Consider the following 21,613-nt stretch of genomic DNA (forward strand, 5'->3'; position numbering starts at 1 on the left):
TGTACAATATTATCGATGATAAGGGATGGGGAGCTGCGGCTCCCTACCTATCAAATATAAAAAATAAACTGCATTTTTAGGAGGAACATTTTAAAATGGCAAAAGAAAAATTTGACCGTTCTAAACCCCACGTAAACATTGGTACGATCGGACACGTTGACCATGGTAAAACTACACTTACAGCTGCTATCACAACTGTATTATCTAAAAAAGGTTTGGCTCAAGCTTCAGCTTACGACCAAATCGATGGCGCTCCAGAAGAACGCGAACGCGGAATCACTATCTCAACTGCTCACGTTGAGTACGAAACTGAAGCACGTCACTATGCTCACGTTGACTGCCCAGGACACGCGGACTACGTTAAAAACATGATCACTGGTGCTGCTCAAATGGACGGCGCGATCTTAGTAGTATCTGCTGCTGATGGTCCTATGCCTCAAACACGTGAACACATCTTGTTATCACGTAACGTTGGTGTACCATACATCGTTGTTTTCTTAAACAAAATGGATATGGTTGATGACGAAGAATTACTAGAATTAGTTGAAATGGAAGTTCGTGACTTATTGTCAGAATATGACTTCCCAGGCGACGATGTTCCTGTAATCGCTGGTTCTGCTTTGAAAGCTCTTGAAGGCGATGCTTCATACGAAGAAAAAATCATGGAATTAATGGCTGCAGTTGACGAATACGTTCCAACTCCAGAACGTGACACTGACAAACCATTCATGATGCCAGTCGAAGACGTATTCTCAATCACTGGACGTGGTACTGTTGCTACAGGCCGTGTTGAACGTGGACAAGTTCGCGTTGGTGACGAAGTTGAAATCGTTGGTATTGCTGAAGAAACTGCTAAAACAACTGTAACTGGTGTTGAAATGTTCCGTAAATTGTTAGACTATGCTGAAGCAGGGGATAACATTGGTGCATTGCTACGTGGTGTTGCTCGTGAAGACATCCAACGTGGACAAGTATTGGCTAAAGCTGGTACAATCACACCTCATACAAAATTTAAAGCTGAAGTTTACGTTTTAACAAAAGAAGAAGGTGGACGTCACACACCATTCTTCACTAACTACCGTCCTCAGTTCTACTTCCGTACAACTGACGTAACTGGTGTTGTTGAATTACCAGAAGGAACTGAAATGGTTATGCCTGGTGATAACGTAACAATCGACGTTGAATTGATCCACCCAATCGCTATCGAAGACGGAACTCGTTTCTCAATTCGTGAAGGCGGACGTACTGTTGGTTCAGGCGTTGTAACTTCAATCCAAGCTTAATTTGATTGATCGAAGAGCAAAAGCGTACGCGCTTTTGCTCTTTTTTTGACTCTTGTAGAAAAAAAGCCGCTCTCTCTAGCGTGGATGAATCCGTTACGGTTCATCGAAGCTAAAGAGAGCGGTGCTTTTTATTTTATTAGATTTTGCTTCTTCAAGAAGGCGTCAAATCCTTGGTCAGGACGATTGCTGTAAAAGCCAGCGAATTTTTCTGACCATGGTTTGGTCTCGCGGGCTTCTCCAAAAGCAGTCATCGTTTGATCGTACGCTTCGATCGCCTCATAAGAATAGTCCTGATAATGGTTGTAATGAATGACCGCTTCTTCTGGCAAGCGAGGTTTGACCTTCATTTCTACGATTGGTTTACCGATGCTCAAGCCAGCCACAGGATAGACATATTCTGGTAAGTACAACAATTCAGCGATTTTGGCGCTGTCTTTGCGGACACTGCCAGAAATGACGGTGCCTAAGCCCAGTGATTCAGCAGCGATCGCACCAGATTGCAAAGCGATGCTGGCATCAGTTGTGGCGATCAATAGTGGCTGATAGCCCTCATCGATTGGATAGGGAGTCTGTTTTTCGTCAGCAACTTTTTTGGTTCGATTTAAATCAGCTAAAAATAGCAGAAAGAGTGAACTTGCTGCGATATGAGGATTGCCAGGATTCCAATCGACCATTTGTTGGCGAATCTGCGGGTCGTCGATCACTAAGATCGAATAGGCTTGCCCGTTCATCCAGCTAGGTGCTTGACGAGCCGCAGTCAAAATCGCGGTTACTTGCTCTTGGCTCAAGCGGTAGTCAGGATCAAATTGTCGGTAAGTGCGGTGGTTGTGTAAAAGCTCAATGGTTTCGTTCATAGGTTTGCTCCTTTAACTGTTGGGTGATTTTTGTGAATCGTTCTTGAAATCGCGGTAAATCATCTTTGGCTAAGCGGGTATAGTTCAAACGCAAGCCATTCGTATCGTTACTGAAAAGAAACGCAGGTGCTACTAAGCAATCGTTCGCCAAAAAGAGTGACCAATCTTTGCGAGTCAATGTGCGGTGACGCCAAGTCAACCACAGGTAAAGACCACCTTTCGTCGACTGCCATTGCCAATCCTCCTGAAATGCCTGCAAGAGTTGGAGTAAGTCTTGCTGGCGCTGGGCCATTTCTGCAAGCAGTGTCCGCTGCTGCTGGTGGTAATCAGAGGAGCGTAAGGCGATGTTGGCAAGGACTTGCGGGAAGATCGTGGTATCGATCGCCATCCGTTTTTTCGCTTGGGCAAATTGGTCGGCTAACGCTTCTGGCACCAAAAGCCAGCCGATTTTGATGGATGATCCTAGTAATTTTGAAAGCGAGCCTAAATAAATGACGGTTTCGGGAGCCATGGATTTTAGCTTGGGCGGTACTTTATCAAAAGCCAACTCGCTAAAAACATCGTCTTCTATGATCGGTACTTGGTAGGTCTGGCAAAGGCGGATGATCGCTTGGCGCCGATGGTCACTCATAGTATGACCCGTTGGATTTTGGAAGGTGGGATTCAGATAAACAAATTTGATCTTCTTTTCCTTCAACACTTTTTCCAATGCCGCAGGCCGCATCCCTTCGCTATCTTGCTTGATCCCGATCAGCTGGACATTCATCGTGGAAAACAAGGGGAGAGAGAACAAGAAAGAAGGGTCCTCTGTCGCGATACAATCCCCCGCATGCAATAAGACTTGCATTAGCAAGGTGATTCCTTGTGTCGATCCAGCAGTGATCACTAGTTTTTGTCCGTTGGTGGGCAAATTGAAGGAATCAGTAAGGTGCTGCAATAAGATTTCTTGCAAAGGTTCATAACCCGTCGGTAATACTTTGGTGCTTTCCTTGCGAATCTCTTCCCAGGTAAAGGCAGGAAACGTGAAATCGGGGATCAGATCGGCAGGTAGATCACCTGTGTACAGATCCAGCACATCCTTCTCGGTGCGCAAATGCTGAATCTGTTGAACGTAAGGGTCTTGCTGCAGATAAGGGCTGCTTAAAGACGAGCGCAAATAAGAAAGTGGCGTTTGGCGGTTCCCCCAACGACCTTCCAATACACGAGAGCCGCTGCCTTGTTTTCGTTCGATCCATCCTAAGCTTTTCAATTCATCTAACGCTTTGACGACGGTGGAACGATTGACGCCAAAAGTCTGGGCGAGGCTGCGCTCTGGCGGCAAACGATCCCCAGGTCCATAGGTTCCCGCTTGGATCTCTTCGATAAAATGAGTCACGATCTGCTGGTAAATCGGTTGTTTCTTCTGTTTGTCGATACTTGATGAAGCCATCCTGCACCACCTTTTTCAATTGGATGGTTTAAAAATAAGCCAAATGGCTCTTTTCGTCAAGGGGAAGATTGACTATACTTAGCAAAAAGCACAAGGAGATGAGGAAGATGGAAAAAGTCCTATCAATTGCTGGGTCAGATTCAACCGGGGGTGCCGGTATCGAAGCAGATTTAAAAACATTTCAGGAATATGGTGTCTTTGGTTTTGCCACGATCGCTTCGATCGTCACGATGGACCCGCAAGCAGGTTGGAGCCATGAAGTAACGGCGATGGAAACAGCGCTTGTCGAAAAACAATTGATCGCTGCTTTTGCAGGTGATCCGATGGATGCTCTAAAAACGGGCATGTTAGGCAATGAAGACAATATTGTCCAAGCTGCGCAGATGATCCAACAGCAGCAAGTCAAAAATGTGGTGATCGATCCTGTCATTGCTTGCAAAGGGACTGCAGAAATCTTACAGCCAAAAAGCGTCGATGCCATCATCACGCATTTGTTGCCGTTAGCAGATGTTGTCACCCCTAATTTAGTAGAAGCGGGGATTCTTTCAGGTTTGGGTGATTTGACGAGTGTGGAGGCCATGAAGCAAGCTGCTGAAAAAATCCATGAATTAGGTGCTAAATACGTCGTGATCAAAGGGGGGCATCGCTTGCCAGGAGCAAAAGCCGTTGACCTCGTTTATGATGGGCACTCCTTCCTCTTGTTAGAAAGTGAAAAAATCGCTACCGATTTCAATCACGGGGCAGGCTGCACCTTTTCAGCTGCGATCGCTGCGGGTCTTGCAAAAGGCAAACCCGTCGTGGAAAGCGTTCGGTTAGCGAAAGCCTTTGTCACAGCGGCAATCAAAGAAGGAGTGGTCATCAATCCTTATGTGGGTCATGTGTGGCATGGTGCCTATACCCACGCCCAAGACCGTATGCAGGAGGAAGCGCCGCAATAGCAGGTTTTCTTCTATAATAAATAGGAAATGAAGAAGTGCTTAAAAGAAGCGATCAACGCTTCTTTTTTTGTGTTACGAAACCAAAAAAAAATTTTCTGAAAGAAATGCAAAAGAATCCCGGTTTTTCCATAAAAAAAGCTTGCAATCAATGTTTATCCGTAATATAATCATAAAGGTGCTGTTTACGTAAATACGTAAGTCACACTGGCAGCAAAGAAATTTTCTGCCGGCTACGAAACGAGAGGTTGCGACACGCCCGGACGCTTTGCCATGGACGAGCGTGACGGAAAATTTTCGTGGAGCTATGTCTACTTTTCAAAATAGGCGAAGGAGGGAAAACAATGGCAAAACAAAAAATTCGTATCCGTTTAAAAGCGTATGAACATCGTATTTTAGATCAATCAGCGGATAAAATCGTAGAAACTGCAAAGAGAACTGGAGCTGGCGTATCTGGTCCAATTCCATTACCAACTGAACGCAGCTTGTACACGATCATCCGTGCGACGCACAAATACAAAGATTCACGCGAACAATTCGAAATGCGTACACACAAACGTCTAATCGACATTGTGAATCCAACACCAAAAACTGTTGATGCTTTAATGAAGCTAGACTTGCCAAGCGGTGTTAATATCGAAATCAAACTATAATAATTAAGATGGAGGTGTAATCATGACCAAAGGAATCTTAGGGAAAAAAGTGGGAATGACTCAAATCTTCACTGAATCTGGCGAATTGATTCCAGTAACTGTAGTAGAAGCTACACCAAACGTAGTGCTACAAGTGAAAACAATCGAAAATGACGGCTACGAAGCAATTCAAGTCGGCTACCAAGATATGCGTGAAGTTTTGTCTAACAAACCTGCGAAAGGTCATGTTGCAAAAGCAAACACGGCTCCTAAGCGCTTCATTCGCGAATTCAAGAATGTAGAGCTAGAGGGCTTAGAAGTAGGATCAGAAATCAAAGTTGATATTTTTGAAGCAGGAGACATCATCGATGTAACCGGCACTTCGAAAGGTAAAGGATTCCAAGGCGTTATCAAACGTCACGGACAAAGCCGCGGACCAATGGCTCACGGTTCTCGTTACCACCGTCGTCCTGGATCAATGGGTCCAGTTGCACCTAACCGTGTATTCAAAAACAAACGTCTTGCTGGACGTATGGGCGGAAATCGCATCACGATCCAAAACTTGGAAATCGTACGCGTAGACGCAGAACGCAACGTTATCTTGATCAAAGGTAATGTACCTGGCGCGAAAAAATCATTGATTACAATCAAATCAGCTGTGAAAGCTAAATAAGTAGATAGGAAGAAAGGAGGAACTAAGGAATGCCGAATGTAGCATTATTCAAACAAGATGGAAGCCAAAATGGCGAAATTACATTGAACGAAGAAATCTTCGGAATCGAACCAAATGAATCAGTTGTCTATGATGCAATCATCATGCAACGCGCTTCATTAAGACAAGGAACACACGCTGTGAAAAACCGCAGTGCCGTTCGTGGCGGTGGCCGTAAACCATGGCGCCAAAAAGGAACTGGACGTGCCCGTCAAGGTTCAATCCGTTCACCACAATGGCGTGGAGGTGGCGTAGTCTTCGGACCAACACCACGTTCATATAGCTACAAACTTCCTAAAAAAGTTCGTCGCTTAGCAATGAAATCTGTATTGTCAGAAAAAGTTGCTTCAAATAACTTGGTAGCAGTAGAAGGGTTAAGCTTTGATGCTCCAAAAACAAAAGAATTCAAACAAGTTTTAGCTAACTTGACAATTGACTCTAAAGTATTGGTAGTTTTAGAATCTGAAAACGACTTTGCCGCTTTATCTGCGCGCAACTTGCCAAAAGTTTCTGTAGTTACTGCTGATAACATTAGTGTTTTAGACATCGTTTCTAACGACAAAATGTTAGTGACACAAACTGCTCTTACTCAGATCGAGGAGGTGCTTGCATAATGAACTTACTAGACGTTATTAAACGCCCAGTGATCACTGAAAAATCAATGCTTGCCATGGATGACAAGAAATACACTTTTGAAGTGGACACAAAAGCTAACAAAACTTTAGTAAAACAAGCTGTAGAAGCTGCCTTTGACGGAGTGAAAGTGGCAAACGTGAACATCATCAACGTTCGTCCGAAATTCAAACGCATGGGTAAATATGCAGGATATACAAAAAAACGTCGCAAAGCTGTTGTGACTTTAACTGAAGATTCTAAAGAAATCCAAATTTTCGAAGCTGCTGAATAAGCAACTCACGCATAAACTTTACATGGGAGGGAAAAAGACGTGGCGATTAAAAAGTACAAACCTACCACGAACGGCCGTCGTAATATGACAAGTTCTGATTTCGCTGAAATCACAACTTCAACACCAGAAAAAACATTGTTAGCTCCTTTGAAAAACAATGCTGGTCGTAACAACAACGGACGTATCACGGTTCGTCATCAAGGTGGCGGTCACAAACGTCAATACCGTTTGATCGATTTCAAACGTAACAAAGACAACGTCGTTGCTACGGTTAAAACGATTGAATATGATCCAAACCGTTCTGCTAACATTGCGTTAGTACATTACGAGGATGGAGTAAAAGCATACATCTTAGCACCTAAAGGATTAGAAGTTGGCATGACTGTCGTTTCTGGTCCAGATGCAGATATTAAAGTAGGGAATGCATTACCACTAGAAAACATTCCAGTCGGTACTGTTATCCACAACATCGAAATGAAACCTGGTAAAGGTGGACAATTGATTCGTTCAGCTGGAACAAGTGCTCAAGTACTTGGTAAAGAAGGCAAATACGTATTGATCCGCTTGAACTCTGGTGAAGTACGGATGATCTTAGCATCATGTCGTGCAACAATCGGTTCTGTTGGTAATGAACAACACGAATTGATCAACATCGGTAAAGCCGGTCGTTCTCGTTGGATGCGCAAACGCCCAACTGTACGTGGTAGCGTAATGAACCCTAATGATCACCCACACGGTGGTGGTGAAGGTAAAGCACCAATCGGACGTAAAGCACCAGTTTCTCCTTGGGGACAACCTGCACTTGGTTACAAAACACGTAACAAAAAAGCAAAATCAGACAAACTTATCGTTCGTCGTCGTAAAACTAAGTAATATACTTGACCGTGTGTCGCACATTTTGAGAGGAGGTACACCATGGGTCGTAGTTTGAAAAAAGGACCTTTTGTCGATGACCATTTGATGAAAAAGGTCGAAGCACAAGAAGGCGCTGAAAAGAAAAAAGTGATCAAAACTTGGTCACGTCGTTCTACAATTTTCCCTAATTTTATCGGATTTACAATTGCTGTGTATGATGGACGGAAACATGTACCAGTTTACATCCAAGAAGACATGGTAGGACACAAATTAGGTGAATTTGCACCAACAAGAACTTATCGCGGACATGCTGCCGATGATAAGAAAACAAGACGCTAATTTTGAGGGGAGGATATCCAAAAATGGCAGAACAAATCACATCAGCGAAAGCAACTGCTAAAACAGTCCGCGTTTCTCCTCGTAAATCTCGTCTAGTTATTGACTTAATCAGAGGGAAAAGCGTTGCTGAAGCAATCGCGATCTTAAAGTTCACACCAAATAAAGCAGCTGGAATCATCGAGAAAGTCTTGATGTCAGCTATTGCCAATGCAGAAAATAATTTTGACTTAGATGTTGAAAACTTGATTGTTTCTGAAGCATTCGTAAACGAAGGACCAACGATGAAACGTTTCCGTCCACGTGCGAAAGGTTCAGCTTCACCGATCAACAAACGTACAAGTCATATTACTGTAGTCGTATCAGAAAAATAAGGAGGGACAATCAGTGGGTCAAAAAGTACATCCAATTGGAATGCGTGTAGGCATCATCCGTGACTGGGATGCTAAATGGTATGCTGAAAAAGAGTATGCTGAATTTCTACATGAAGATTTGAAAATCCGTAAATTTATCGCATCTAAACTTGCTGATGCCGCTGTGTCTACAGTTGAGATCGAGCGTGCAGCAAACCGCGTGAATATTTCAATCCACACAGCTAAACCAGGTATGGTTATCGGTAAAGGCGGATCTGAAGTCGAAAACCTAAGAAAAGAATTAAATAGCCTAACTGGCAAACGAGTTCACATCAACATCGTTGAAATCAAAAAACCAGATTTAGATGCTAAATTAGTAGGCGAAGGAATCGCACGTCAATTAGAAAACCGTGTTGCTTTCCGTCGTGCTCAAAAACAAGCGATCCAACGCACAATGCGTTCTGGCGCTAAAGGAATCAAAACACAAGTTTCTGGCCGTCTAAATGGTGCGGATATCGCTCGTTCAGAAGGTTACTCAGAAGGAACCGTTCCACTTCATACATTACGTGCGGACATTGATTACGCATGGGAAGAAGCAGATACAACATACGGAAAACTAGGAGTTAAAGTGTGGATTTATCGTGGAGAAGTTCTTCCAACTAAAAAGAACACTGAGAAAGGAGGGAAATAAACATGTTAGTACCTAAACGTGTAAAACACCGTCGTGAGTTCCGCGGAAAAATGCGTGGCGAAGCGAAAGGCGGAAAAGAAGTAGCATTCGGTGAATACGGCTTACAAGCTGTTGAATCACACTGGATCACAAACCGTCAAATCGAAGCTGCCCGTATCGCAATGACTCGTTATATGAAACGTGGCGGGAAAGTATGGATCAAAATTTTCCCTCACAAATCTTATACTGCCAAAGCTATCGGGGTACGTATGGGTTCTGGTAAAGGGGCTCCTGAAGGATGGGTATCACCAGTTAAACGTGGTAAAATCATGTTTGAAATTGCCGGTGTACCTGAAGAAGTTGCGCGCGAAGCGCTACGTCTTGCTTCTCACAAATTACCAGTGAAAACGAAGATCGTAAAACGTGAGGAAATGGGTGGTGAATCGAATGAAGGTTAAAGAAATCAGAGAATTAACCACTGCCGAAATGCTAGATCAAGAAAAACAATTGAAAGAAGAATTGTTCAATCTTAGATTCCAATTAGCAACAGGTCAATTAGAAAACACTGCACGTATCAAAGAAGTACGTAAATCGATTGCACGCATTAAAACAGTATTGCGTGAACAAGCTAAGTAATAGTGGAAGGAGGCCATTTAGCGTATGACTGAAGAAAGAAATCAACGCAAAGTTTACCAAGGTCGCGTGGTATCAGACAAAATGGATAAAACTATCACTGTTGTCGTTGAAACAAAGAAAAACCACCCTATCTACGGCAAACGTCTGAACTATTCTAAGAAATACAAAGCACACGATGAAAACAACGAAGCAAAAGTTGGCGATATCGTGAAAATTATGGAAACTCGTCCATTATCAGCTACGAAACGTTTCCGTCTAGTAGAGATTGTTGAAAAGGCAGTGATTATCTAATCACACGAGATTTTCCTATATAGATTGTGAATTGCAAAATCTGAAAGGAGGATACACATCGTGATCCAAGCAGAAAGCCGATTAAGAGTGGCGGACAACTCAGGTGCCCGTGAAATTCTAACGATCAAAGTCCTTGGCGGATCTGGTCGTAAAACTGCCAATATTGGTGACGTGATTGTTGCTACGGTTAAACAAGCAACGCCAGGTGGGGTTGTCAAAAAAGGTGACGTCGTTAAAGCCGTTATCGTTCGTACTAAATCAGGAGCTCGTCGTACAGACGGTTCATACATCAAATTCGATGAAAATGCTGCGGTTATTATCCGTGACGATAAGAGCCCTCGTGGAACTCGTATCTTTGGCCCAGTTGCCCGCGAATTGCGTGAAGGCAACTTTATGAAGATCGTTTCCCTAGCACCAGAAGTATTGTAATAGTGATTCTTATCTAAAGGAGGTGCGAAACAAACATGTTTGTTAAAAAAGGCGATAAAGTTAAAGTTATCACTGGTAAAGACAAAAACAAAGAAGGCGTTGTGCTAGCAGCGTTTCCTAAAAAAGACAAAGTCGTTGTTGAAGGTGTCAATGTTGTCAAAAAACACCAAAAACCTTCTCAAACTGCTCCTCAAGGCGGAATCGTTGAAATGGAAGCACCAATTCATGTTTCTAACGTGATGGTGGTTGATCCATCGAACGGTGAAGCTACGCGTGTCGGTTACAAAGAAGTTGACGGCAAAAAAGTCCGCGTTTCTAAGAAAACCGGAGAAGTTCTTGATAAATAATCTGATGAAGGAAGGAGGGGCTAACAGATGAACCGCCTTAAAGAAAAATATTCAAAAGAAGTTGTCCCATCATTAATGGACAAATTTAACTACAGCTCAATCATGGAAGCACCAAAAGTTGATAAAATCGTTATCAACATGGGTGTCGGTGACGCTGTTTCTAATGCTAAAAACTTAGACAAAGCTGTTGAAGAATTACAATTGATCTCAGGTCAAAAACCATTGATCACAAAAGCGAAAAAATCTATCGCAGGATTCCGTTTACGTGAAGGAATGCCAATCGGTGCGAAAGTAACACTACGCGGCGAAAGAATGTATGAATTCTTAGATAAACTAGTAAGTGTGTCATTGCCACGTGTCCGTGACTTCCACGGTGTGAGCAAAAAAGCGTTCGACGGACGCGGAAACTACACTTTAGGTATCAAAGAACAATTGATTTTCCCTGAAGTAGATTATGATTTGATCGACAAAGTACGTGGTATGGATATCGTGATTGTAACAACAGCAAACACAGATGAAGAATCTCGTGAATTGTTGACACAATTAGGCATGCCATTCCAAAAATAAAAAAAGGAGGCGAACTACGTGGCTAAAAAATCAATGATTGCTAAAAACAAACGCCCTGCTAAATTCTCAACGCAAGAATACACTCGTTGTGAACGTTGCGGACGTCCACATTCAGTTTATCGTAAATTTCATCTTTGCCGTATTTGCTTCCGCGAACTTGCCTATAAAGGACAAATTCCCGGCGTGAAGAAAGCTAGCTGGTAAACTATACTCGCATAAAGGAGGTAAATTATCCCATGGTCATGACAGATCCAATTGCAGATTTTCTAACGCGCGTGCGTAACGCAAACATGGTTAAACACGAAAGCCTAGAAGTACCTGCTTCAAAAATCAAACGTGATATCGCTGAAATCTTGAAACGTGAAGGTTTCGTCCGCGATGTTGAATACATTGAAGATGACAAACAAGGCGTGATCCGCGTATTTCTTAAATACGGTAAAAACGGTGAACGTGTTATCACAAACTTAAAACGTATCTCTAAACCAGGCTTGCGTGCTTATGTCAAAGCTGACGAAGTACCAAAAGTATTGAATGGTCTAGGAATCGCGATTATCTCAACTTCTGACGGTGTAATCACTGACAAAGAAGCTAGAGCAAAAAATGTTGGCGGCGAAGTAGTCGCTTATGTATGGTAATTTAAAATATTCCACAAGGAGGTGCCTCTAAGTGAGTCGTATCGGTAATAAGATCGTCGTTCTTCCTGCTGGTGTTGAAATCAAGCAAAACGGAAACGACATTACAGTTAAAGGACCTAAAGGTGAATTAACACGTACTTTCTCTTCTGATATCACAATGAATATCGAAGGAAACGAAGTAACATTCACTCGTCCAAATGATAGTAAAGAAATGAAAACTATCCACGGAACTACCCGTGCAAACTTCAACAACATGGTTGTTGGTGTTTCTGAAGGTTTCCAAAAAGCGTTAGAATTAATCGGGGTTGGGTACCGTGCTCAATTACAAGGGAAAAAACTTGTATTGAACGTTGGTTACTCTCATCCAGTTGAAATCGAAGCGCCAGCTGGAATCGAAATCGAAGTTCCTTCAAATACTTCTGTGATCGTTAAAGGATCAGATAAAGAAGTCGTAGGCGAATTGGCTGCCAATATCCGTGGCGTTCGTCCTCCAGAACCTTACAAAGGCAAAGGAATTCGTTATGTTGGCGAATTTGTACGCCGTAAAGAAGGTAAAACTGGTAAATAGTCGTAATTCTTTACGACTAGCAGCTTAGGCTAGCAAAATTAAAAGAGGTGACAAATTGTGATTACAAAACCAGATAAAAACAAGACACGTCAGAAAAGACATCGTCGTGTACGTAACAAAATCTCTGGTACTGCTGAGTGCCCACGCTTAAACGTGTTCCGTTCGAACAAAAACATCTACGCACAAGTAATTGATGACGTAGCGGGTGTGACGCTAGCAAGTGCCTCTGCCTTAGACAAAGAAGTTTCAGGTGCAACAAAAACTGAACAAGCACAAGCTGTCGGTAAATTAGTCGCAGAACGTGCAGCAGCAAAAGGTATTAAAGTAGTAGTCTTTGACCGTGGTGGATACCTTTACCATGGCCGTGTAGCAGCTTTAGCTGAAGCAGCTCGCGAAAATGGACTGGAATTTTAAGAGAAGGAGGAACACCATTCATGGTTTATATTGATCCAAAACATTTGGAATTAGAAGACCGCGTTGTTGCGATCAACCGTGTAACTAAAGTTGTTAAAGGTGGACGTCGTCTACGTTTTGCTGCATTAGTTGTTGTCGGTGACAAAAACGGACACGTAGGTTTCGGTACTGGTAAAGCACAAGAAGTACCAGAAGCAATCCGTAAAGCAATCGAAGACGCGAAGAAAAACTTGGTGGAAGTACCAATGGTTGGTTCTACAATCCCTCACGAAGTTATCGGTGTATTCGGCGGCGGACGCATCCTTATGAAACCTGCTGTAGAAGGTTCTGGGGTAGCTGCTGGTGGACCAGTTCGTGCCGTATTGGAATTAGCTGGGGTAGCTGATATCACATCTAAATCTTTAGGTTCTAACACACCAATCAACGTTGTTCGCGCAACAGTTGAAGGTTTAAAACAATTAAAACGCGCTGAAGAAGTGGCAGCACTTCGCGGCAAATCAGTAGAAGAATTAATCGGTTAAGGAGGACACTATAATGGCTGAATTGAAAATTACTTTAAAACGCAGTATTATCGGACGTCCCCAAAACCAACGTGATACTGTAAAAGCGTTAGGTCTTACAAAGTTGAATTCAACAGTTGTAAAACCTGCTAATGATGCAATCAAAGGCATGGTTAACACTGTTTCTCACTTAGTGGACGTTGAAGAGGTCTAAGGATCAGCAGATCTAGTTTGATTAAGGAGGTGCCAAACCTATGAAACTTCATGAATTAAAACCATCAGAAGGCTCACGCCAAGTACGTAACCGTGTCGGTCGAGGAACTTCATCTGGTAACGGTAAAACAGCTGGACGTGGACAAAAAGGTCAAAAAGCTCGTTCAGGCGGCGGAGTACGTCTAGGATTCGAAGGTGGACAAACACCATTGTTCCGTCGTTTACCAAAACGTGGCTTTACAAATGTGAACCGCAAAGAATATGCAGTCATCAATCTTGATGTCTTGAACCGCTTTGAAGACGGTGCTGAAGTAACACCTGTTGCTTTACACGAAGCTGGAATCGTCAAAGACGAAAAAGCAGGAATCAAAGTATTAGCTAACGGAGAATTAACGAAGAAATTGACTGTGAAAGCAGCTAAATTCTCAAAAGCAGCTGAAGAAGCAATCGTTGCTGCTGGTGGATCAATCGAGGTGATCTAATGATCAGACTATTGAAGGATGCCTTTAAGGTTAAGGATATTAGATCCAGAATATTGTTCACCGTCTTAATCTTGTTTGTCTTTCGTCTGGGAACACATATTACTGTGCCAGGCGTAGACGCAAGTCGCCTAAACACCATCGCAGATCTACCATTTTTAAACATGTTAAACTTGGTAAGTGGTGGCGCCATGCAACAATTTTCGATTTTCTCGATGGGGGTTTCGCCTTACATCACTGCCTCAATTGTTATTCAGTTGTTGCAGATGGATATCGTCCCTAAATTTGTTGAATGGTCGAAGCAAGGTGAAGTGGGTCGTAAGAAACTAAATCAGGCAACACGTTACTTGACGTTGGTATTGGGCTTTGTCCAATCCATGACATTAACGGCTGGATTTAACTATTACACTCAACTCGGGTTTGTAAACAATCCTAATATGGCAACCTATATCGTGATCGGTCTGATTTTAACAGCCGGAACGATGTTAGTCACTTGGTTAGGAGAGCAGATCACCGAGCGTGGTATCGGAAACGGTGTGTCAATGATCATCTTTGCAGGGATCATTTCACGCTTACCAGCAAGCATCAAAGAATTGATTGAAGATTACTTCATTAACGTGGATCAATCGGATATCTGGCTAAATGCTATCTTTATGGCGCTGCTTGTGATCGCTGTGTTGATCGTCATTACTTTAGTAACGTATGTTCAACAAGCAGAACGCAAGATTCCGATCCAATATACAAAACGGGTAGCAGGAGCGCCTACCAGCAGTTACCTTCCTTTGAAAGTAAATGCTGCCGGGGTTATCCCAGTTATCTTTGCCAGTTCTTTTATTACAACACCAAATGCGATCATTCAAGCATTAGGTAGTTCATATAGAGGAGAAACTTGGTACGAAGTGGTGCAAACGATCTTTAGTTACAACACTGTACCGGGTGCGATCATCTATACTGTCTTGATCGTTGCGTTTACTTTCTTCTACGCATTTGTTCAAGTGAACCCTGAGAAATTAGCGGAAAACTTGCAAAAACAAGGAAGTTACATTCCGAGTGTGCGTCCTGGTAAAGGAACCGAAGAATATGTATCACGTTTGTTGATGCGATTAAGCACGGTTGGATCGATCTTTTTAGGATTGGTTGCTTTACTTCCAATCATCGCTCAGATGGCTTGGAATCTACCGCAATCGATCGGTCTAGGTGGAACGAGTCTATTGATCATTATCGGTGTGGCACTTGATACTGCCAAGCAGTTAGAAGGGCTTATGCTGAAACGGAAATATACTGGTTTCATCAATTAAAGTTATTGAAGTGTTGAGGATTTCCTCAACACTATTCAAAAACTTACAGGAGGAATTAGAATGAACTTCATTTTAATGGGATTACCTGGTGCTGGAAAAGGTACTCAGGCAGAACGTATCGTTGCTGAATACGGTCTTCCTCATATTTCAACAGGCGATATGTTTCGGGCTGCGATGGCGAACGAAACAGAACTAGGCCTTAAAGCAAAATCATACATGGATCAAGGCGCATTAGTTCCTGATGAGGTTACAAATGGGATCGTTAAAGAACGTTTAGCTGAACCTGATACCGAGAAAGGTTTCTTATTAGATGGTTTTCCTCGTACATTGGATCAAGCAAAAGCGTTAGATGAGATGCTAGCTGACCTTAACAAAAAACTTGATGCCGTTATTGATATTCATGTTCCTGAAGAAGTTCTTGTAGAACGTTTAGCCGGCCGCTTCATGTGCCGCAATTGTGGGGCAACTTATCATAAATTGTTCAATCCTCCAAAAGAGGAAGGAACATGTGATCGTTGTGGAAGTCATGACTTCTACCAACGTGAAGATGATAAGCCTGAGACGGTCAAAAATCGTCTAGCTGTCAATATCAAAAGCAGTGAACCAATTTTGACTTATTACAAAGACAAAGGGTTATTGCAATCGATTGATGGGGATCGCGACATCGACGCTGTATTCGAAGATGTTCAAAAGATCATTGACTAATCATAGATTGCCCGAGTCCAACTTGCAGCTTAAAACTTTCTCTTGAAATCTTTGACAGGATATGATAGAATATGTCAGTCCGACTTCTACTTTTTATTAAGTAGGAGCATAGTTTGAGAATATCAGGTGGGAACCGAGTTTCCGCCATTTTATCGTGTGAAAATCACAAGTACAAGGAGGTACTGTGCGTGGCAAAAGAAGATATGATTGAAGTCGAAGGTACAGTCGTCGAAACTTTGCCGAATGCAATGTTTAAAGTAGAATTGGAAAACGGACACCAAGTTCTAGCGACCGTTTCTGGTAAGATCCGGATGCACTACATTCGTATTTTACCTGGAGACAAAGTGACGGTGGAATTATCCCCGTATGATCTGAACCGTGGCCGCATTACTTATCGCTTTAAATAATTGTACTCCGTAAAACCACAGGAGGTATTATCATGAAAGTAAGACCATCAGTAAAACCAATGTGCGAACATTGTAAAGTAATTCGTCGTAAAGGACGCGTTATGGTGATTTGCCCAGCAAATCCAAAACATAAACAACGTCAAGGATAATCGGAGGTGTAACAAATATGGCTCGTATTGCAGGAGTAGATATTCCTCGTGATAAACGTGTGGTCGTTTCACTTACTTATATCTATGGTATTGGTAACACGACTGCAAAACAAATTTTAGCTGACGCTGGCGTGTCTGAAGAAGTTCGCGTTCGTGATTTAACGAATGAACAAACAGATGCTATCCGTGCGGAAGTTGATAAATTAAAAGTTGAAGGTGACCTTCGTCGTGAAGTGAACTTAAACATCAAACGATTGATGGAAATCGGTTCTTACCGTGGAATCCGTCATCGCCGTGGATTGCCAGTTCGTGGACAAAACACGAAAAACAATGCACGTACTCGTAAAGGCCCGTCTAAAACAGTCGCAGGCAAGAAAAAATAATTCCTAAGTGAAGGAGGTTAAAACTTCATGGCAGCAAAAAAAGTGAGTCGTAAACGCCGTGTGAAAAAGAATATTGAAGCGGGTATTGCACATATTCACTCAACATTCAATAATACAATCGTAATGATCACTGATACTCATGGTAATGCATTAGCATGGTCATCAGCTGGTTCATTAGGTTTCAAAGGAAGCAAAAAATCTACTCCTTTTGCCGCTCAAATGGCAGCAGAAACAGCTACCAAAGCAGCAATGGAACACGGATTAAGAACTGTTGAAGTAACAGTTAAAGGACCTGGTTCTGGACGTGAAGCAGCAATTCGTTCATTACAAGCAGCAGGTTTGGAAGTGAGTGCGATCCGTGACGTGACTCCAGTCCCTCATAATGGATGCCGCCCTCCAAAACGCCGTCGTGTTTAATGAGTGCTGCTCATTTTGAGTGTAACAAATACGTCATTGAACAAGACACTTTTCGTTTTGAAAGGGGTAATAGATAAGAATGATTGAATTCGAAAAACCAAGAATCGCAAAGATTGATGAAGACAAAGATTATGGCAAGTTCATCGTGGAACCTCTTGAAAGAGGCTACGGAACTACACTAGGAAATTCCCTACGTCGTATTTTATTATCTTCTTTACCTGGTGCGGCAATCACCAATATTCAAATCGATGGAGTTTTACACGAATTCTCAACTGTTAAGGGTGTTCGGGAAGACGTTGCTCAAATCATCTTGAATATTAAAGGTCTTGCATTGAAAATGTACGGGGATGAAGAAAAGACCCTTGAAATTGATATTTCAGGACCTGCTACAGTAACTGCTGGCGATATCATCGTTGATAGTGATGTAGAAATCCTTAACAAAGATATGTATATCTGTACCGTTTCTGAAGGTGCTACGTTCCATGCTCGCTTAACAGTGAAACCTGGCCGCGGCTACGTTCAAGCGGACGAAAACAAAAAAGAAGACATGCCGATCGGCGTTCTTCCAGTCGATTCAATCTATACACCAGTACGTCGTGTCAACTACCAAGTAGAAAACACACGTGTCGGTCGTCGGGATGATTTCGACAAATTAACGATGGAAATATGGACTGATGGCTCAATCGAACCATTGGAAGCAATGAGTTTGTCTGCGAAGATCATGACTGAACATTTAGACATCTTTGTTAACCTAACGGATGAAGCGAAAAACGCTGAAATCATGGTTGAGAAAGAAGAAACACAAAAAGAAAAAATGTTGGAAATGACGATCGAAGAATTAGACTTATCTGTTCGTTCATACAACTGTCTAAAACGTGCAGGAATCAATACTGTACAAGAATTGACAAACAAATCTGAACCAGAAATGATCAAAGTAAGAAACTTAGGCCGTAAATCTCTTGAAGAGGTCAAAGTGAAATTACATGATTTAGGTTTAGGACTACGTAAAGACGATTAAACCGTTTTCGATTACGTTAGTTCGGTTCGTCTGACCGATACAACATTCGAAAGTGAAGGAGGGAAACCACGTGAGTTATCGTAAACTAGGACGCACATCTAGCCAACGTAAAGCGATGTTGCGTGATTTGACAACTGATTTATTCATTAACGAACGTATCGTTACGACTGAAGCTCGTGCGAAAGAAGTTCGTTCAACTGCAGAAAAAATGATCACTTTAGGTAAACGTGGTGATTTGCATGCACGTCGTCAAGCAGCAGCATTCGTTCGTAATGAAGTTGCAAGTGTACGTGAAGAAAACGAAGAAGTAGTTATTGAATCAGCATTACAAAAATTATTCAATGATATCGCTCCTCGTTACACAGATCGCCAAGGTGGATATACTCGTATCTTGAAAACAGAACCAAGACGCGGAGATGCTGCACCAATGGTTATCCTAGAACTTGTTTAAAATCACACTTATCATCACTTTATAGATGTTTACTAAGAGTGTTATGATGTTGGAAGAAACTTTCCGAGTCTAGCTCAGCGCCTACACCTCGATGTATTTCGAGGTGTACGCACTCATCATAAAGTGCTTTTTTTTTACTTTCGATTACCTGTCAAGACAGGTAATGGCAAGTGAAAAAAAGATCTGGAGACAAATCGTGCGTGAATCATTGAAAAACGTGCGCTTTTTTGGTAGTGTTAGAAAGAATTAATCGCAAATGAAGGAGTCTATCATGAAGCCAATCATTGAATTGAATGCTATTACTGTGCGTTATAGCGAAGAAGAGCGTGCCGCGTTAAATAACGTATCCTTTTCCATCAACAAAGGGGAATGGGTGGCGTTGATCGGCCATAACGGCTCTGGTAAATCAACTTTAGCAAAAACCATCAATGGCTTGATCTTGCCACAAGAAGGCAGTGTTTCTGTCGGCGAATTGCCTTTGAATGAAGAAAATATCTGGAATATTCGAAAAATGGTCGGTATGGTCTTTCAAAACCCTGACAATCAATTCGTTGGTTCGACGGTGGAAGATGATGTGGCTTTCGGTTTGGAAAATCAAGGAATCCCGCGAGAAGAAATGCTGGTTCGTGTCAAAGACGCTCTGGAACAAGTACGGATGAGCGAGTTTGCGACCCGGGAACCCGCGCGTCTTTCTGGTGGTCAAAAACAGCGGGTAGCCATTGCTGGCGTAGTTGCATTGCGCCCAGATATCATCATTCTTGATGAAGCCACTAGTATGCTAGATCCAGAAGGTCGTGAAGAAGTGATCGCAACGATCAAAAAAATCAAAGAGAAAAACAATTTGACCGTGCTTTCGATCACCCATGATATCGATGAAGCAGCCAACGCCAATCGGGTGCTGGTGATGCGTCAAGGAAAGCTCGTCCGCGAAGGGACACCAGCAGAGATTTTTTCTGCAGGTCCGGAACTGATTGAGCTAGGCTTAGATCTGCCGTTTCCTGAAAAATTAAAGGCGGCACTAAAACAGCGGGGCGTCACGGTACCGCAAGCGTACTTAACTGAAGAAGGGATGGTGGATTGGCTATGGACATCCGTTTTGAACAAGTAGGATTCACCTACCAACCGCATTCTCCGTTTGAACAGCGGGTTTTGTTCGATATCGATTTAGAGATCAAAGAAGGCTCTTATACCGCCTTAGTCGGTCATACGGGTAGCGGAAAATCTACGTTGTTGCAGCACTTGAATGCATTATTAAAACCAACGACTGGTACGGTCACGATCGGTGAGCGAGTCATCAAACCCGAGACAGACAACAAAAATCTAAAACCGTTACGTAAAAAAGTCGGGATCGTTTTTCAATTTCCTGAATCCCAATTATTTGAGGAAACTGTTGCGAGAGATATCGCTTTTGGACCGAAAAACTTTGGGGTCTCCGAAGAAGCAGCCAAAGGTTTAGCCCAAGAATACATTCAATTGGTAGGTTTAGATGAAAGTTTTCTGCAACGTTCACCATTTGACCTTTCAGGGGGCCAAATGCGCCGTGTAGCGATTGCTGGGGTCTTGGCTATGGAACCAGAAGTTTTGGTCTTAGACGAGCCGACAGCTGGCTTAGATCCACAAGGACGCAAAGAGATGATGGAAATGTTTGATCGCCTGCATCGGGAAAAGAACATGACGATCATTTTAGTGACCCACTTGATGGATGATGTGGCAAACTATGCTGATTATGTCTATGTGTTAGAAAAAGGACGTCTCGTCAAAGCAGGCACGCCGTCCGTTGTGTTTCAAGATACTGCCTGGCTGCAAGAAAAGCAGTTGGGGGTACCGACAGCAACCGCATTTGCGGAGCAACTACAAGCCAGAGGATTGGCATTTGAGCAGTTGCCGCTAACAGCTGATGAGCTGGCGGATGTTTTAGTAGCAAAGGGGGCGACTGCCCATGATGAATAAACTGATTTTCGGTCGTTTTATTCCTGGGGACTCCTTGATCCACCGTTTAGATCCACGAGTCAAATTGATTGCTAGTTTTTATTTTATCGCGATTATCTTTTTGGCGAATAATTGGCAAAGCTATTTATTAGCGGGTGCTTTTACGCTCTTTTGTATCTCCTTTTCAAAAATCGATTTTGGCTTCTTTATTCGAGGCGTGCGTCCTTTGATTTGGCTGATTTTATTTACTGTGGCGTTACAGATTTTATTTACTACCGGCGGCGACGTCTACTGGTCTTGGTGGATCTTTAACATCACAGAATTTGGTGTCCAAAACGGGATTTTTATTTTTTGCCGTTTTGTTTTGATCATTTTCATGTCGACCTTGTTGACGTTAACGACGCCTCCATTAGAGCTTTCAGATGCGATCGAATACATTTTGCGTCCGTTAAAAGCGATCCGTTTCCCTGTCCATGAAATCTCACTGATGCTGTCGATCGCGTTGCGCTTTGTGCCAACCTTGATGGATGAAACAGAAAAAATTATGAATGCTCAGCGTGCCCGCGGGGTCGATTTCGGCGAAGGGGGACTGTTGCAGAAGATGAAGGCGATCGTTCCTTTATTGATTCCTTTATTTGTCAGCAGCTTTAACCGTGCGGAAGATCTAGCTACCGCTATGGAAGCCAGAGGCTATCAAGGCGGCGAAGGGCGTACCAAGTATCGGATTTTACATTGGCATCAACGGGACACATTGGTTGTCATCGTTTTTGTGCTCTTTACAGTAGCGTTAGTGTTCTTAAGAGGATAATCG

The 21,613-nt window shown here is 42.7% G+C and carries 36 protein-coding genes; 34 read left to right on the plus strand and 2 right to left on the minus strand.

Translation table 11 applies throughout. The features are described 5' to 3' along the window. Window positions 1-95: 95 nt before the first annotated feature. Window positions 96-1,283, plus strand: coding sequence for an elongation factor Tu (gene tuf, locus IGI71_RS01350; protein WP_005226902.1), 1,188 nt, complete (start codon window positions 96-98; stop codon window positions 1,281-1,283). Window positions 1,284-1,411: 128 nt separating this feature from the next. Here the strand turns inward: tuf and IGI71_RS01355 are convergent, their stop codons facing one another. Continuing rightward, window positions 1,412-2,137 carry a nitroreductase family protein gene (locus tag IGI71_RS01355; protein ID WP_430616134.1) on the minus strand — a complete coding sequence of 242 codons (726 nt, stop codon included), beginning with the start codon at window positions 2,135-2,137 and terminating at the stop codon, window positions 1,412-1,414. Then, window positions 2,121-3,566 carry a PLP-dependent aminotransferase family protein gene (locus IGI71_RS01360; RefSeq protein ID WP_430616136.1) on the minus strand — a complete coding sequence of 482 codons (1,446 nt, stop codon included), beginning with the start codon at window positions 3,564-3,566 and terminating at the stop codon, window positions 2,121-2,123. Before IGI71_RS01360 ends, IGI71_RS01355 begins: the two co-directional genes overlap by 17 nt. A 107-nt stretch (window positions 3,567-3,673) precedes the next feature. Here IGI71_RS01360 and thiD point away from each other — a divergent pair, with 107 nt between their 5' ends. The 33 genes from thiD (at window position 3,674) to IGI71_RS01525 (ending at window position 21,610) form a co-directional block, all read left to right on the plus strand. Beyond that, a complete protein-coding gene (gene thiD, locus IGI71_RS01365; RefSeq protein ID WP_430616138.1) occupies window positions 3,674-4,504 on the plus strand; it encodes a bifunctional hydroxymethylpyrimidine kinase/phosphomethylpyrimidine kinase in 831 nt (276 codons plus the stop codon). 341 nt (window positions 4,505-4,845) lie between these two features. Further along, on the plus strand, window positions 4,846-5,154 hold the full coding sequence (gene rpsJ, locus IGI71_RS01370) for a 30S ribosomal protein S10 (RefSeq protein WP_003127966.1): 309 nt from the start codon (window positions 4,846-4,848) through the stop codon (window positions 5,152-5,154). A gap of 22 nt (window positions 5,155-5,176) precedes the next feature. Then, window positions 5,177-5,806, plus strand: coding sequence for a 50S ribosomal protein L3 (rplC, locus tag IGI71_RS01375; RefSeq protein WP_003127967.1), 630 nt, complete (start codon window positions 5,177-5,179; stop codon window positions 5,804-5,806). A gap of 29 nt (window positions 5,807-5,835) precedes the next feature. Then, window positions 5,836-6,459: a 50S ribosomal protein L4 gene (rplD, locus tag IGI71_RS01380; protein WP_005226910.1), complete on the plus strand. Its 624-nt coding sequence runs from the start codon at window positions 5,836-5,838 to the stop codon at window positions 6,457-6,459. Beyond that, window positions 6,459-6,752 (plus strand): 50S ribosomal protein L23, encoded by a 294-nt coding sequence (locus tag IGI71_RS01385; RefSeq protein WP_005226911.1) that lies wholly within the window; start codon window positions 6,459-6,461, stop codon window positions 6,750-6,752. Before rplD ends, IGI71_RS01385 begins: the two co-directional genes overlap by 1 nt. Before the next feature lie 39 nt (window positions 6,753-6,791). Continuing rightward, window positions 6,792-7,625 carry a 50S ribosomal protein L2 gene (gene rplB / locus IGI71_RS01390; RefSeq protein WP_005226912.1) on the plus strand — a complete coding sequence of 278 codons (834 nt, stop codon included), beginning with the start codon at window positions 6,792-6,794 and terminating at the stop codon, window positions 7,623-7,625. A gap of 42 nt (window positions 7,626-7,667) precedes the next feature. Further along, a complete protein-coding gene (rpsS, locus tag IGI71_RS01395; RefSeq protein WP_005226914.1) occupies window positions 7,668-7,946 on the plus strand; it encodes a 30S ribosomal protein S19 in 279 nt (92 codons plus the stop codon). Window positions 7,947-7,969: 23 nt separating this feature from the next. After that, window positions 7,970-8,317, plus strand: a complete 348-nt coding sequence (rplV, locus tag IGI71_RS01400; protein ID WP_003127973.1) for a 50S ribosomal protein L22 — start codon at window positions 7,970-7,972, stop codon at window positions 8,315-8,317. Between the two features lie 13 nt (window positions 8,318-8,330). Next, the gene (gene rpsC / locus IGI71_RS01405) at window positions 8,331-8,987 is read left to right on the plus strand and encodes a 30S ribosomal protein S3 (protein WP_005226916.1); all 657 of its coding nucleotides are present in this window, start codon (window positions 8,331-8,333) and stop codon (window positions 8,985-8,987) included. 2 nt (window positions 8,988-8,989) lie between these two features. Next, on the plus strand, window positions 8,990-9,424 hold the full coding sequence (gene rplP / locus IGI71_RS01410; protein ID WP_005226918.1) for a 50S ribosomal protein L16: 435 nt from the start codon (window positions 8,990-8,992) through the stop codon (window positions 9,422-9,424). Next, on the plus strand, window positions 9,414-9,602 hold the full coding sequence (gene rpmC / locus IGI71_RS01415) for a 50S ribosomal protein L29 (RefSeq protein WP_002288664.1): 189 nt from the start codon (window positions 9,414-9,416) through the stop codon (window positions 9,600-9,602). The genes rplP and rpmC overlap by 11 nt, the downstream gene beginning before the upstream one ends. A gap of 24 nt (window positions 9,603-9,626) precedes the next feature. After that, window positions 9,627-9,893, plus strand: coding sequence for a 30S ribosomal protein S17 (gene rpsQ / locus IGI71_RS01420; RefSeq protein ID WP_003128005.1), 267 nt, complete (start codon window positions 9,627-9,629; stop codon window positions 9,891-9,893). A 60-nt stretch (window positions 9,894-9,953) separates the two neighbouring features. Next, window positions 9,954-10,322, plus strand: a complete 369-nt coding sequence (gene rplN / locus IGI71_RS01425; protein WP_003128006.1) for a 50S ribosomal protein L14 — start codon at window positions 9,954-9,956, stop codon at window positions 10,320-10,322. Between the two features lie 35 nt (window positions 10,323-10,357). After that, window positions 10,358-10,669 carry a 50S ribosomal protein L24 gene (gene rplX, locus IGI71_RS01430; RefSeq protein ID WP_003128007.1) on the plus strand — a complete coding sequence of 104 codons (312 nt, stop codon included), beginning with the start codon at window positions 10,358-10,360 and terminating at the stop codon, window positions 10,667-10,669. Window positions 10,670-10,696: 27 nt separating this feature from the next. Next, entirely contained in the window at window positions 10,697-11,236 is a 540-nt protein-coding gene (gene rplE, locus IGI71_RS01435; protein WP_005227088.1) for a 50S ribosomal protein L5, read from the plus strand. Between the two features lie 18 nt (window positions 11,237-11,254). Continuing rightward, window positions 11,255-11,440, plus strand: coding sequence for a type Z 30S ribosomal protein S14 (locus tag IGI71_RS01440; protein WP_003128010.1), 186 nt, complete (start codon window positions 11,255-11,257; stop codon window positions 11,438-11,440). 32 nt (window positions 11,441-11,472) lie between these two features. Further along, window positions 11,473-11,871 (plus strand): 30S ribosomal protein S8, encoded by a 399-nt coding sequence (gene rpsH, locus IGI71_RS01445; protein ID WP_005227093.1) that lies wholly within the window; start codon window positions 11,473-11,475, stop codon window positions 11,869-11,871. Window positions 11,872-11,902: 31 nt separating this feature from the next. Then, window positions 11,903-12,439 carry a 50S ribosomal protein L6 gene (rplF, locus tag IGI71_RS01450; protein WP_005227095.1) on the plus strand — a complete coding sequence of 179 codons (537 nt, stop codon included), beginning with the start codon at window positions 11,903-11,905 and terminating at the stop codon, window positions 12,437-12,439. Between the two features lie 57 nt (window positions 12,440-12,496). Continuing rightward, window positions 12,497-12,853, plus strand: a complete 357-nt coding sequence (gene rplR, locus IGI71_RS01455) for a 50S ribosomal protein L18 (protein WP_005227097.1) — start codon at window positions 12,497-12,499, stop codon at window positions 12,851-12,853. 20 nt (window positions 12,854-12,873) lie between these two features. Then, window positions 12,874-13,374, plus strand: coding sequence for a 30S ribosomal protein S5 (gene rpsE / locus IGI71_RS01460; protein ID WP_003128014.1), 501 nt, complete (start codon window positions 12,874-12,876; stop codon window positions 13,372-13,374). A gap of 13 nt (window positions 13,375-13,387) precedes the next feature. Continuing rightward, a complete protein-coding gene (gene rpmD, locus IGI71_RS01465) occupies window positions 13,388-13,567 on the plus strand; it encodes a 50S ribosomal protein L30 (RefSeq protein ID WP_003128015.1) in 180 nt (59 codons plus the stop codon). Between the two features lie 40 nt (window positions 13,568-13,607). Beyond that, complete coding sequence (gene rplO / locus IGI71_RS01470) at window positions 13,608-14,048, plus strand: 50S ribosomal protein L15 (RefSeq protein WP_003128016.1); 441 nt, start codon at window positions 13,608-13,610, stop codon at window positions 14,046-14,048. Beyond that, complete coding sequence (secY, locus tag IGI71_RS01475; protein WP_005227099.1) at window positions 14,048-15,343, plus strand: preprotein translocase subunit SecY; 1,296 nt, start codon at window positions 14,048-14,050, stop codon at window positions 15,341-15,343. Before rplO ends, secY begins: the two co-directional genes overlap by 1 nt. 60 nt (window positions 15,344-15,403) lie before the next feature. Further along, a complete protein-coding gene (locus tag IGI71_RS01480; protein WP_005227100.1) occupies window positions 15,404-16,048 on the plus strand; it encodes an adenylate kinase in 645 nt (214 codons plus the stop codon). Window positions 16,049-16,236: 188 nt separating this feature from the next. After that, window positions 16,237-16,455, plus strand: a complete 219-nt coding sequence (infA, locus tag IGI71_RS01485) for a translation initiation factor IF-1 (RefSeq protein WP_002288695.1) — start codon at window positions 16,237-16,239, stop codon at window positions 16,453-16,455. Window positions 16,456-16,487: 32 nt separating this feature from the next. Next, window positions 16,488-16,604, plus strand: a complete 117-nt coding sequence (gene rpmJ, locus IGI71_RS01490) for a 50S ribosomal protein L36 (protein WP_002288710.1) — start codon at window positions 16,488-16,490, stop codon at window positions 16,602-16,604. 17 nt (window positions 16,605-16,621) lie between these two features. Beyond that, window positions 16,622-16,987, plus strand: coding sequence for a 30S ribosomal protein S13 (rpsM, locus tag IGI71_RS01495; protein ID WP_005227102.1), 366 nt, complete (start codon window positions 16,622-16,624; stop codon window positions 16,985-16,987). A 27-nt stretch (window positions 16,988-17,014) separates the two neighbouring features. Continuing rightward, entirely contained in the window at window positions 17,015-17,404 is a 390-nt protein-coding gene (gene rpsK / locus IGI71_RS01500) for a 30S ribosomal protein S11 (protein ID WP_005227104.1), read from the plus strand. Window positions 17,405-17,483: 79 nt separating this feature from the next. Further along, the gene (locus IGI71_RS01505) at window positions 17,484-18,422 is read left to right on the plus strand and encodes a DNA-directed RNA polymerase subunit alpha (RefSeq protein WP_008376367.1); all 939 of its coding nucleotides are present in this window, start codon (window positions 17,484-17,486) and stop codon (window positions 18,420-18,422) included. A gap of 70 nt (window positions 18,423-18,492) precedes the next feature. Beyond that, a complete protein-coding gene (gene rplQ, locus IGI71_RS01510; protein WP_003128038.1) occupies window positions 18,493-18,873 on the plus strand; it encodes a 50S ribosomal protein L17 in 381 nt (126 codons plus the stop codon). 271 nt (window positions 18,874-19,144) lie between these two features. Beyond that, entirely contained in the window at window positions 19,145-19,981 is an 837-nt protein-coding gene (locus IGI71_RS01515) for an energy-coupling factor ABC transporter ATP-binding protein (RefSeq protein ID WP_010748616.1), read from the plus strand. Next, window positions 19,957-20,823: an energy-coupling factor ABC transporter ATP-binding protein gene (locus IGI71_RS01520; RefSeq protein WP_430616139.1), complete on the plus strand. Its 867-nt coding sequence runs from the start codon at window positions 19,957-19,959 to the stop codon at window positions 20,821-20,823. Before IGI71_RS01515 ends, IGI71_RS01520 begins: the two co-directional genes overlap by 25 nt. Next, on the plus strand, window positions 20,813-21,610 hold the full coding sequence (locus IGI71_RS01525) for an energy-coupling factor transporter transmembrane component T family protein (protein ID WP_430616141.1): 798 nt from the start codon (window positions 20,813-20,815) through the stop codon (window positions 21,608-21,610). The genes IGI71_RS01520 and IGI71_RS01525 overlap by 11 nt, the downstream gene beginning before the upstream one ends. Window positions 21,611-21,613 lie beyond the last annotated feature (3 nt).

It is taken from the genome of Enterococcus sp. DIV1279b (assembly GCF_050531515.1).
Lineage (GTDB): Bacteria > Bacillota > Bacilli > Lactobacillales > Enterococcaceae > Enterococcus_D > Enterococcus_D casseliflavus.